Source organism: Sphingomonas sp. ERG5, from assembly GCF_000803065.1.
GTDB lineage: Bacteria > Pseudomonadota > Alphaproteobacteria > Sphingomonadales > Sphingomonadaceae > Sphingomonas.
Map to the genome: position 1 here is coordinate 1 of NZ_JSXI01000010.1, position 11768 is coordinate 11768.

Annotated in this window: 11 protein-coding genes; 3 read left to right on the forward strand and 8 right to left on the reverse strand. The window is 65.2% G+C overall.

Annotation, left to right across the window (positions count from 1 at the left end):
- Positions 1-134: 134 nt before the first annotated feature.
- On the reverse strand, positions 135-596 hold the full coding sequence (locus tag OO12_RS27845; RefSeq protein ID WP_152616222.1) for a hypothetical protein: 462 nt from the start codon (positions 594-596) through the stop codon (positions 135-137).
- Positions 597-685: 89 nt separating this feature from the next.
- Entirely contained in the window at positions 686-1930 is a 1245-nt protein-coding gene (locus OO12_RS02235) for an aspartate kinase (protein ID WP_235364657.1), read from the reverse strand.
- Positions 1931-2009: 79 nt separating this feature from the next.
- On the opposite strand from OO12_RS02235, the gene ubiG reads away from it, so the two are divergent.
- Entirely contained in the window at positions 2010-2771 is a 762-nt protein-coding gene (gene ubiG / locus OO12_RS02240; RefSeq protein WP_082006289.1) for a bifunctional 2-polyprenyl-6-hydroxyphenol methylase/3-demethylubiquinol 3-O-methyltransferase UbiG, read from the forward strand.
- A gap of 88 nt (positions 2772-2859) precedes the next feature.
- Here ubiG and OO12_RS02245 read toward each other — a convergent pair whose 3' ends face one another.
- Both OO12_RS02245 and OO12_RS02250 read right to left on the reverse strand, forming a co-directional pair.
- Positions 2860-3780 (reverse strand): DUF3829 domain-containing protein, encoded by a 921-nt coding sequence (locus OO12_RS02245; protein ID WP_034157015.1) that lies wholly within the window; start codon positions 3778-3780, stop codon positions 2860-2862.
- A gap of 188 nt (positions 3781-3968) precedes the next feature.
- Positions 3969-5594, reverse strand: coding sequence for an alkaline phosphatase D family protein (locus OO12_RS02250; protein WP_034157016.1), 1626 nt, complete (start codon positions 5592-5594; stop codon positions 3969-3971).
- 127 nt (positions 5595-5721) lie between these two features.
- Between OO12_RS02250 and OO12_RS02255 the strand changes: the two genes are divergently transcribed.
- On the forward strand, positions 5722-7182 hold the full coding sequence (locus OO12_RS02255) for a glycosyltransferase family 39 protein (RefSeq protein ID WP_034157017.1): 1461 nt from the start codon (positions 5722-5724) through the stop codon (positions 7180-7182).
- On the opposite strand, the gene OO12_RS02260 is transcribed toward OO12_RS02255, so the two are convergent.
- The 3 genes from OO12_RS02260 to OO12_RS02270 are packed head-to-tail and all read right to left on the reverse strand — an operon-like array spanning position 7169 to position 9841.
- Positions 7169-8371: a glycosyltransferase gene (locus OO12_RS02260; RefSeq protein WP_034157018.1), complete on the reverse strand. Its 1203-nt coding sequence runs from the start codon at positions 8369-8371 to the stop codon at positions 7169-7171. The two genes, OO12_RS02255 and OO12_RS02260, sit on opposite strands and share 14 nt — an antisense overlap.
- Before the next feature lie 4 nt (positions 8372-8375).
- Positions 8376-8918 (reverse strand): DUF2141 domain-containing protein, encoded by a 543-nt coding sequence (locus tag OO12_RS02265; RefSeq protein ID WP_034157019.1) that lies wholly within the window; start codon positions 8916-8918, stop codon positions 8376-8378.
- Positions 8915-9841 carry a hypothetical protein gene (locus OO12_RS02270; protein WP_052215447.1) on the reverse strand — a complete coding sequence of 309 codons (927 nt, stop codon included), beginning with the start codon at positions 9839-9841 and terminating at the stop codon, positions 8915-8917. Before OO12_RS02270 ends, OO12_RS02265 begins: the two co-directional genes overlap by 4 nt.
- A gap of 193 nt (positions 9842-10034) precedes the next feature.
- Between OO12_RS02270 and OO12_RS02275 the strand changes: the two genes are divergently transcribed.
- Positions 10035-11141 (forward strand): glycosyltransferase, encoded by a 1107-nt coding sequence (locus OO12_RS02275; protein ID WP_034157020.1) that lies wholly within the window; start codon positions 10035-10037, stop codon positions 11139-11141.
- Here the strand turns inward: OO12_RS02275 and maiA are convergent.
- Entirely contained in the window at positions 11125-11766 is a 642-nt protein-coding gene (gene maiA / locus OO12_RS02280; RefSeq protein ID WP_034157057.1) for a maleylacetoacetate isomerase, read from the reverse strand. The two genes, OO12_RS02275 and maiA, sit on opposite strands and share 17 nt — an antisense overlap.
- Positions 11767-11768 lie beyond the last annotated feature (2 nt).

Genomic DNA, 11768 nt, shown 5'->3' on the forward strand with positions numbered 1-11768 from the left:
TAACATCAAACGCGCAATCGCCCTGATGGGAGCAACCGGTCTGATCGCCGCGATGCAGCAGTAAGAATGCCCGTGCCGCAGCTCAATGCGCCGCCGCTCAAATGGCGTTTTCACACAGCCTCGGTGGGAAGCGGTCATTCTGGAGGTCGGTCTCGAATTTCCAAATCGGCAACGACCGTCAGCGTTCCGCCAGCCCTTTTGTAGTCAGAGGGCGTTGCTGATCGCCCGGTTGCTGCATCTAAGCCACATCGAGGGCACGCAAAAACCAACCGAGGCGGTGAATAGGTTTGTCGAAAATCTTGGAATGACGATCCTGCAGCCAGCGTGGCGCCTTCTACACGCCGCAGACGCACAAATCTGAGATCGTTGCGGGCAAGCAAGCTGTTGATGCGGCCTTGGAATGCTTTTCCCCCTTCATCGTCAAGCTCTTGGGAGGCCATCTCGGCAACAACGATCTCATCAAGAATTATGCTCGACAGAGATGCAAGTCCTGCTGTCACCATGTCGGTGTCACCGCTAAACGTGAGGTAGGGCGTGAGATGGCCTTCACCCTCGCACCGCAAAATGGAGATTGTGCCTTCGATCCATGGCCTCATGGTCACGACCCTAACGCCAAAGCCGACGTCTGCAACTGGGCGGACGCCGCCGTTCGGAAACGGCGGCGGCATTCACACCGCGAAAAAGATCAGGCCGCGTCCTCCGCGTCGAGCCCATAGGCCGTGTGCAGCACGCGCACCGCGAGTTCGGTATAATCCTCCTCGATCAGCACGCTGACCTTGATCTCCGAGGTGGTGATGGCGAGGATATTGATGCCGCGCTCGCCGAGTGTCTTGAACATGGTCGAGGCGACGCCGGCATGGCTGCGCATGCCGACGCCGACGACCGAGATCTTGGCGACGCGCGTGTCATGGACCAGCTGCACATAGCCGATATCGCCCTGCGCCTTGCCCAGCACGTCGAGCGATTTGGCGAGATCCGCCGAGGGCACGGTGAAGGTCACGTCGGTCGAGCCGGTCGAATGCGCGACGTTCTGCACGATCATGTCGACATTGATATTGGCATCGGCAAGCGGCGAGAAGATCGACGCGACCGAGCCGGGCCGGTCGGGCACCGCGGTCAGCGTGATCTTCGCTTCGTTCTTGTCGTGCGCGATTCCCGTGATGAGCTGCCGTTCCATGGTTCCCAATTCCTCTTCGCCGACGATCAGCGTGCCAGGTTCCGCGCTGCCGAGCGGCGCGTCGTCATCGACGAACGACGACAATACCTGAACGCGGACATTTTCCTTCATTGCGAGACCGACCGAGCGCGTCTGGAGCACTTTCGCCCCCACGCTCGCCAGTTCCAGCATTTCCTCATAGGTCACGCGCTTCAATTTGCGCGCGCGCGGGACGATCCGGGGGTCGGTGGTGTAGACCCCGTCGACATCGGTATAGATATCGCAGCGGTCCGCGCCCATCGCCGCCGCCATCGCCACCGCCGAGGTATCCGATCCGCCGCGGCCAAGCGTGGTCACGCGCTCGCCCGCCGCGACGCCCTGGAAACCTGGGATCACCGCGACTTCGCCGCGCGCGAGCGATTCGTTGAGCCGGCTCGTCTCGATCTCGCCGATGCGCGCCGAGGCATGGCCATCCGAGGTGCGGATCGGCAATTGCCAGCCAAGCCAGCTGCGCGCCGGCACGCCGATCGCCTGCAGCGCGATCGCCAGCAGCCCACTGGTCACCTGTTCGCCCGACGACACGACCACGTCATATTCGTGCGGATCGTAGAGCGACGAGGCCTCGCGGCAGAAATTGACCAGCCGGTCGGTCTCCCCCGCCATCGCCGAGACGACCACGGCAACCTGGTTGCCGGCCTCGACCTCGCGCTTGATGCGTGCGGCGACGGTGCGGATGCGTTCGATACCGGCCATCGAGGTGCCGCCGAATTTCATCACGATACGAGGTGAGTGATCGGACATGGAAGGTCGGGAAGTCCTTGGGCTGCGGAGGGGGTGCTGATAGGAACCAGCCATGGCAAACGCAAGCGCACCCGTAACGACGCCCGTAAAGACCCGGGCGGTGACGATCGACCCGGCCGAAGCCGCGCATTTCGGCGCGATGGCGGCGGACTGGTGGGACCCCAGCGGCTCGTCGGCGATGCTGCACAAGCTCAACCCGGTGCGGCTCGGCTATGTGCGCGAGCAGGTGAACCGGCATTGGCACATCGACGAGACGCTTTTCACGCCGCTTGCCGGCAAGAGCGCGCTCGACGTCGGCTGCGGCGCGGGATTGCTGTGCGAGCCGCTCGCACGGCTCGGCGCGGCGGTCACCGGGCTTGATGCCGCGCCTGAGAATATCGCCGCCGCCACGGCCCATGCGGCACTGTCGGGCCTGGCGATCGCGTATCGCGCCGGCAGCGTCGAGACGTTGGGGGCCGAGCGATTCGATCTCGTCACCTCGCTGGAAGTGATCGAACATGTCAGCGACCCGGCGGGCTTTGTCGCCGGCCTGGGCAGCGCACTCGCGCCGGGCGGGTTGCTGATCCTGTCGACCCCCAATCGCACCGCACTGTCGCGTCTCGCCATGATCACGGTGGCGGAAGGCACCGGGCAAATTCCGCGCGGCACGCATGACTGGAACAAGTTCCTGACCCCGGACGACCTGACCGCTTTGATCGAGGCGGCCGGGCTGGCCGTGGTCGATACGCGCGGCCTGAGTTTTTCGGTCACCAAGGGCTTTGTGCTGAGCGACGACCGCAAGCTCGATTATTTCGTGACGGCGGTGCGCGCCTGATCCGCAGGGATTTTCCGGTTCAGACGGTGTCGGGTTTAGACGCTGTTCGGTTTAGACGGGGCCGGCCCGACTTAGACCGGCCAAGACGCTAGGCTCCATATTCGAGCTCGCAGTTCGATGCTTCGCCAACGCCGTCATTGAACGCTTCGATAAAGTCCTTCGCATCATCGGCCAGGTCAGCGGGTTTGCTTTTCATCGTTGCGGTGAAAGTGCGGCCGGCGCCGATCATCGAGTTGATCTCACCGACATAGCGCTGGCAGTCGGAGGAGAGCGATCCGGCACCGGTCTTCGGCGTCCTGGCGATGAAGTCCGCCATCGACGCGTTGACCTGCCCCAGCGTGGACAGGCTCGCCGTGAAGGCGGCGGGGTCATCGCCCGGTGCGTTGATCTTGTCGAACGCGCGCATCGCCGCGCGCGCAGCGAGGGTCACGGTCAGCTTATGGAATTCCACTGAATCCGGCCTGGCCCGGGCCAGTGCCGCCCGGTCTCGCTGCAATTCATAGGCCGCGGTCGTGTCGGCGAATTGCAGTTGCGCATCGCGCGCCGCCGCCAGTGCGGCCTGATATCGCGGCGCGATCTCCCGCCCCTTCTTGCCGCCATCGACCAGGAATTCCTTGGCCGAGCTATAGGCGTTCAGTTCGGTGTTGACCGCGTCGAGCTGCGTCAGTGCCGGAATCAGCGCCTGGGCCTTTTCGTCCACGCCGGGGATGACCGCGCTCATCTTGCGCGCTTCGTCCAGCCTGGTGATGATAGGGTCGACGGCGATATTCATCAGATGCAGTTCGGTGAGCGGCGCGCTGCCTTTCAATTGCGGGTTCTGCCGCTCGAAATAGGCCAGTCGTTCGTCGAACTTGCCGGAATCGACCAGCAGGTTCATCGCCTTCACATAGGTGTTGAACTTCTTCTGGGCTTCCTGATCGCCAAGCTGTCGTTCGCCCGCCTCACCGGCCTGCTGCGCCTGATTGCCGCCGCTCTTTCCGCTGCATGCCGCGGTGGCGAGAAGCGCCATGCCGGCCAGACTCAAAAGGCCCTTGTGAAGCAGACCCCTGTGAAACAAACCCCGTTTCCGATTCAGCACACCCAACTCCCGTCACCGTTACAAGGCGGCCGCATCCTGCCCCAATCGGACCGTGCCGAAAAGCGCAGGATGATGCCTCTCCTCAAACGCGCGCCGCGCAAAACGGGTGCCGCCGGCGGTTAGGCCATCACGTTCCGGCCGCGCGCCACCGTCGTGCTGTACCCGACCACGCCGCCGGCCGATTTGGTCTTCACGCTGTCGACCATCACCCAGTCATTGCTCACCCGTTCGGGCGTCAGCGTCATCGCCATATAGCCGCGCCGCGAGGTGTCGCACCATTTCAGCTCGCGATTGGCCTTGACCAGGCCCGCCGCGACGCGCTTCGGATCGGCCGTCAATGCGGATTCATAACCGCCCGACGTGACCGAATGCCCGGCGAATTCGACCCCCGCGGCCTTGCCGTCCTGCGCCAGGTCGAATGCCCAGGCATTATGGCTGTCGCCCGAAATGACCACCAGATTGGCCCCGGCGCCTTGCGCGCCCTTCAGGAAACGCGCCCGTGCCGCCGGATAGCCGCCCCAATTGTCGAAATTGGACGGCAGGCCCGCCTTTGCCGCCGCCAGTCCTTCGCTGATATAGCCGCGCACATAGGCGGGCGCGCCGGGCGCGAGCCAGTCGAGCGCATCGGGCGGCGTCATCGATTCGCCCATGATCGTGCCGAAGCCGACCACTTGCCATTTCTGCCCCGCTTTGACCGACTGGCGCAGTTCATGGTCGAGCCAATTTTCCTGCTGCGTGCCCATCATCGTCGCGCCCGGATCCATCCAGGCGCCATTGCGGAAATCGAGCAGCGCCCTGGCCGGGTCGGCAGCCTTTAACAGCGGCGCAATATCGGGCTGCTTGGTGCGGCCGAGCAGCCGCGTCTCGGTGCGGAACAAGGTCGCCAGCGTGCCGATATCATAGGCCTTCCACGGCTCGTCCGAGACCGGCATCCATTCGCGATACGCCTGGATCGAGGCGGCGCGGCGATCGTTCCAGTCGCCCTCGTCCGGCTGATGATTCTGCGCCCCACCTTCCCAGCTGTCATTGGCGGATTCATGATCGTCCCATTGCACGACCATCGGATGCCGGGCGTGAAGCGCCTGCAGGTCGGGATCGGCGCGGTAGCTGCCATAGCGCAGCCGATAGTCGGCGAGATGGAGCAGCTCGCTTGCCGGTTCGGGCAGGCGACCACCGACCGTGTCCTTGAGCGACGGATAACCGCCCGGCTTATATTCGTAGAAATAGTCGCCGAGATGGACGACGAGATCGAGATCGTCGCGCGCCACGGCATGGGCATAGGCATTGAAATAACCGAATGCGAGGTTGGAGCAGGAGAAGATCGCAGTGCGGAAGCGGTCCACTTTGCCTTCGGGCAGGGTCTTGGTGCGGCCGACCGGCGACATGCTGCCATCGGGCGCGACGAAGCGGTAATGATAGGCCGTACCGGGCTTCAACCCCGCCACGGTGATCTTCGCAGTATGGTCACGCCACGGCCCGGTGATCTGCACCCCGCCGCTGACGATCTTCGCGAAATCCGCCGTGGTCGACACCTCGGCCTTCAGTTCGACCGCGCCGCCATCGGCCGGGACATAGCGCGTCCACAGCAGCATCGAATCGCTCGCCGGCTCGCCGCTCGCGACCGAATGGGTGAAGCCGCGTGCGGTGGCGAGCGCCGCGCTCTGCGCGAAGCCGGGGATGGCATAAGCGCCCAGCCCCAATGCACCGGTCAGAACCAGTGAACGGCGATCGATCGTGAATTCCATGGTGACCCTCTTCTCTTTGCCGGCGTCTGATGCGCTGCTGATATGGCGCGTTCGTGACAGTGCCGTTCGTGACAGGCCCGCCCCCGCTGGCTAAAGCTGCGCCGATCCGTCACGAAACGAAAGAGCCATGCGTCCAGACCTGACTTCCGCGAGGCTCTGGCTGGCGACGGCAATGCTGCTCCTGGTGGCGCTCGCGCTGGCGCGGCCGCTCGATCATGACGAAAGCCAATATGTCGCCGCCGCGGTGCTGACGGCGCAGGGCAATCTGCCCTATCGCGATTTCGCCTATCTGCAGGTGCCGCTGCAGCCGATCCTGTTCGCTCCTTTTGCCTGGGCGTTCGGTGATTGGGCCTGGCCGGGCCTGCGCATCGTCAATGCGTTGCTCGGCACGGCGGCGATCGCCTTTGTCTATCGCGCGGCGCGCGAAGGCGGCGCGGCGGTGCGCCCGGCATTGCTTGGCGCCGGCCTGTTCGCGTGCACCGACATCCTGTTGTTCAGCGTCGGCACCGCGCGCAACGACGCGCTGCCAGTGGCCCTGCTGGCCGCCGCGCTGCCCCTGGTGATCCGGGCGGCGAATGATCGCGCCACGCGCTGGACCGCCTTGCTCGCCGGCCTGTTGCTGGCCGCGGCGGCGGCGGCGAAGATTTCCTTTGCGCTGCCGGCGGCGGCGTACGGCATCTATGCGCTGCTCGATCGCCGTCACCGGCCGCTATGGCTCGCCGCCGGCACGCTGCCGATCATCCTGTTCGTGGCGGCCAGCGCCTCCTGGAATCCGCATGGCTTCATGTTTGGCGTGTTCGAATTCCCCGCGGTCGCGCCGGGCCAATATTATCACGACCGGCCCTGGAAGATGTCCTGGCTGGCCAAGGCGCTCGACACGCTCAAATTTCTCGCGCTTGGCCCCGCGCTGATCGGATTGCTGCTGACCAGCCGGGTGCGATGGCGAGGAAAATGGGGGCAGGCGCAATCGGGGCGGGCGATCGACTGGATGCTGTGGGCGGGGATCATCGCCGCGCTCCTCCCCTTCCCGACCTGGCGCCAATATCTGCTGCCGATCCTGCCGCCCCTGTTCGTGCGCCTCGCGATCGGCTGGCATGCCGCCCCGCCAGGGCGACGGGCGCGGATCGCGCTGGTGGTGTTCGCCTGTGCCGGCCTCGCCCCGTCGGTCGAGGCACTCGTCCGCGCGGTTCCCGACGTGCCGATGATCGAGGCGATACGGCAAGGCAGGGCGATCGGGGCGGCGATGGATGCGGGTGGGGTGACGGGGCCGGTCGCGACACTCTCGCCCCAATTCCTGCCGGCGGCGGGGCGGATGCCCGATCCGCGCTTCGCCACAGGTCCCTTCTATTTTCGCAGCCATCATCTGCTCGACCTGAAGATCGAAGCGGTGGACCGGCTCATTTCAGGCGACACATTGGAGGCGCATTTTTCCCGGCCACCCGCCGCGATCCTGATTGGTGGCGAAGGGAAATGGACCAGCGGCGATCCGGCACTGGATCAGGCGCTGGAGGCGTGGGCAAAACGCAATGGCTGGCGGCAGACGTCAGTCGAGGGCGGACGTTTCCGCCTTTATATCAAGCCGCTCTGAGCGACCGTCCCGCGCGCTTGGCCGCGACCAACCCGGTATAATAGGCCATCAGTTCCTCGGTATGTTCGCGGTCGCTGCGCACCTTGCCGGCGGCAACGACCGCCGCACGGCGCACCAGCTGGCGGTCACGCGCGTGGAAACGCTTGATCGCCGCGGCACAGGCAACCGCGTCGCGCGCGGTATAGAGTTCCGACGTCAGGGGATCGGCGATTTCAGCGCAGCCGCCGGTATCGGGCGCGATCAGCGGCAGGCCCGCTGCCATCGCCTCCGACGCGACCAGCCCGAACGGTTCGGCTTCCGACCCATGGATCAGCGCATCGCAGCTTGCCATGATCCGGGCGAGGCGTTCGCGGTCATAGACCGGGCGGAACATGCGGATGTGCGGCGAGCCGGCAATGGTCTTTTCGATCCTGCGGCTGGCGACGCCGGTGCCGAGCAGGATCATGCCGACCGGAATGCTCGAGCCCGCGCGGGCGACCGCATCGACAACCAGCTGCCAGCGTTTCTCCGGATGATGTCGCCCGAGCCCGAGCAGCAACAGCCCCTCGGGCGGCAGGTCGCATTGCGCGAGCAGCGCCCGGCGCAATTTCTCGTCGCGGAAGTCGGGCGAGAAATGCGCGCGCTCGATGCCGAGCGGCATTGCCGCGTCGATCCGCACGCCGCGCGCCTTCAGGCGCTTTTCCAGCGCCGGTCCGTTGGTGACGACCGCATCGTAATTGTCGAGGAAGCGGCTCATGTAACGGCTGTACCAGGCAAAGGCCCGCTCGATCCGGTCATGCGGCGCAAGGCTCTCGAACCAGCGCAGCGCATAGGCCGCGACATTGTCGTTGTGCATGAAGAACACCTTGGCGGCGTCATGCGCGGGGTCGGGCTGCCATTGCCCGACGATCCAGGCCGGGCGCCAGGGTGACGATGCCTCGACCAGGTCCGGCTTCAGTTCGTCGAGCAGCCGGATGATCGGATCGGCATCCCAGAACAGCCCGTAATTGCTGTCGAACGGCAGGCGCGACGCCTTGACGTAAATGATCTTGCCGCCGCCCGGGCGCTCCTCGACCAGATTCTCGCGGCCCGCGGCGATGACGATCAGTTCATGGCCCAGGTCGGACATGATGCCCATCTTGCGGTCGATATAGGTGCGCACCCCGCCGCCGGTCGGTGAGTAGAACTCATTGACGTCGACGATGCGCATCGGTTCAATCGCCCTTTATCGGCGCAAAACCACCCAGGCCACGCAGATATTGCGCGCGAATCTCGATCGTCACCACGCCATTGGGCACGTTGATCACGGCCTGCTGCAATTTCGGGCGCGCCCGGCCGAGCTTCTGGTTACTCGGGAAGCCGGCGCCGTCGGACCAGAAATCGAACTTGTTCTTGCCGTCGCGATTATGCGTGAAGAGCAAGGCATAACGGCCGGCGCGCGGCGCCTTGATACAGACCGAGACCGCCCCCGATTGCGGCGTCGGCACGCGGATGCGGCGGAAGAATTTGCCTTGCTTGGCCAGGTCGCGATCGTCCTTGAGGAAATCCTCCTCGGTCGCGGGATAGAGTTCGAGCTTGAGCTCGCCGATACGATCCTTCAGCCCGACGATGTTGGCGTGTATCGCCGGACCACCGCCGGCGATACACGCCGTGGCATCGCTACCGATCACGGTCGCCTGCGCGTCCGCGTCGATCGCCGGGAAGGCCGTCGCCACCACGCCGGACACGGCCAGGGCGACAGCCAATTGCAACTTCATACCTTCTTCCTCACCAGGCCGAACAGGCCGAACGATCCAATCAGAACCACATGGATCAGCAAGGTCAGCGCCGCGCTGAACGCCACCAGTTCCGACAGGGCCTGATCCTGCCCGATGAACAGGATCGCGAAATTGGCGAAAAGAAGGTCTTTGTTCGGCACGAGCGGCAAACGCGATACGAGCAGGCGCGCAGCGGCGAGAAACAGCCACATCCACACCGACACGGTCGGCAACGCGAAATGCCAGGCCAGTGCGATCAGCACCGACCCTGCGGTCAGCCGCAGGCAATGCACCATGAAGACCCACCACAGGGTCTTGCGCGGCAGCGAGAAAACTTTCTTGGAGAAGACCAGGAAGGGCAGCGAAATCGCGAAGACGACCGCGGCCGATCCGGCCAGCGTGTGCAGCTGCGCTTCACTCATCAGGTTCGTGCCGAGCGGCAGGGCCAGCGCGATCATCAGCAAGGTGATGCCATTGCCGGCGATCGCCGACAGGATGGTCACGTCCTTCACCGCGCCGAACGGCGCGGCGATCATTTGCGCGCGCTGCCGCGCCCAGGTGTAGAAATAGGCGTCGCCCGAATAGCCGATCACGACTTCGTTCGCGATTCGCTTCTTGAGCAACGCGGCATAACCGTCCGCGACCGGGATGCCCCATAATCTGCGGAAGATGATCAGATCGCCGGTCGGCGGCGACATGTACAGCATGCCAAAGAACAAATAGAATAACGGGCTCGCCGGCACCATCCGGCTCAACCCGGCCAGTCCGGATCCGAACAATTCACGGCCCAGCCCGACGACCATCGCGACGGTCAGGACCGCGCCGATGATCATCGGCCAGCGGCTCTTGATCGTTTGAAGTGGCTCCAGCCCCGCAAGATCAGGGGCGAGCGGCAAGGAAGCCTCGGCTATGCTCGTGCTCATCGAAGCTCCGCTTGTGGGAATATTCACTGGGTGAAAACGTCCGCTGTTGTCGCACAGTTCCAAGACGGAGCGTTGCGCCCATAGCCGTATTGTTGCCGCACCGCAACATGAGAAGCGATGGGCCGAAATCAAGTCGGGATCAAATCGGGGAATTCCTTTGACGCCCGGCCATCTCTCGGGAAAGCCCCGATACATGTCCGCCGCCGCCTCCACGACCGCCCGCCATATCCTGACCTATGCCCAGTCGTGGCGCGGCGGTGGGGTGGAGCGCGCGCAGTTGCGGCTGATGCGCGACTGGGTTGCGGCGGGCCGGCGCGTGACGCTGGTGATCGGCGATCCGAGCGGACCGCTCGCCGCCGAATTGCCGGACGGAGTGGCGGTGATCGCGACCGGATCGGCCGAGTATCCCCCCATGCTCACCGCCGTGCCGCGCCAGGCCGCGCGGCTAAGGCCCGATCTGATCTTCTGCCCGGGCAATCATTATTCCAGCATCGCCGCCACGATACGGCTGCGGCTTGGGGCCACCTGCCCGCCGATCGTCGCCAAAGTGTCGAATGCGCTGATTCGTCCCGATCAGCCTTTTCCCGTCGCATGGGGCTATCGCCAGTGGCTGCGGCTGCACCCACGCTTCATTGCCCATGTCGTCGCGATGACCCCGGCCATGGCCAATGAAGCCGCCACCGCGATGGGCATGCCCGCAAGCCGGATCAGCGTCATCGCCAACCCTCCGGCTCGTGCCATCCCGGGCGCGGTCATGCCGGCATTGCCCGAGGGGCGTTTCCTGCTCGGCGTCGGGCGGCTCGAGCCACAGAAGCGCTGGGAGCGGCTGATCGAGGCGATGGCGCGCATCGCCGATCCGGCGATCGCCCTGGTCATTCTCGGCGAAGGTGAGCGGCGACAGGCCCTGGAGGCGCACATCGCCGCGCTCGGCCTGGGCGACCGGATCAGTTTGCCGGGCAATGCCGCCGATCCCCTGCCGGCGATCGCCCGCGCAGCGCTGGTGGCGCTGGTGTCGGATTTCGAAGGCGTGCCGGGCGTGCTGTGCGAAGCCCTGGCGCTGGGCACGCCAGTGGTCACCACCGAATCGACCGTCGCGATCCGCGAAATCGTGACAGCGCCCCGGCTCGGTTCGATCGTGCCGCCGGGCGATGCGGCTGCGCTGGTCGCAGCGCTCGATCACTGGATCACCCCGGGCCGCGAACGGCCGGGCCCCGTGCCGCAGCCCGGCGATACCGCTTCGACTGACTATCTCGCGCTGTTCGATCGCCTGGCCGGCGCGGGGATCAACCCTGCGCCTTGACCCGATCGGGATGCGCCGCCGCGATCTCGGGCACCCCGGCCGCCGCGGCATCCGCCGCGACCAGCTTCGGATAGGCCGACAGATCAAGCCCGAAGCGCCGCGCATTGTAGATTTGCGGCACGAGGCAGAGATCGGCGAGATTGGGTGAAGCGCCGCCCAGGAACGGGCCGTCCCCGGCCATGTGTTCGAGTGCGGCGAAGCCTTCATGGATCCAATGCCGATACCAGTCGTCACGGGCCGCCTGGTCCGCGCCAAACTGGTTTTCGAGCCGCTTCAGCACACGCAGATTGTCGACCGGATGGATGTCCGCCACGATCGTCAGCGCCTGCGCCAGCACCTGGGCCCGCGCCAGCGCGTCGCGCGGGACCAGCGGCGGGTCTGGATAGGTCGCATCGAGATAATCGATGATCGCCAGACTCTGTGTCAGCATCACGCCATCGATCTCAAGCGTCGGCACGAGCCCCTGGCGATTGCGCGCCAGATAGTCGGGCGCACGGTTCGCCCCGTCAAGCAAGCTGATCTCATGCCGCTCATACGGCACATGCTTCAGCGCGAGCGCGATACGCACCCGATAGGATGCCGAGGACCGCCAATAATCGTGCAGCCGGATCATGCTCCCGGTCATGC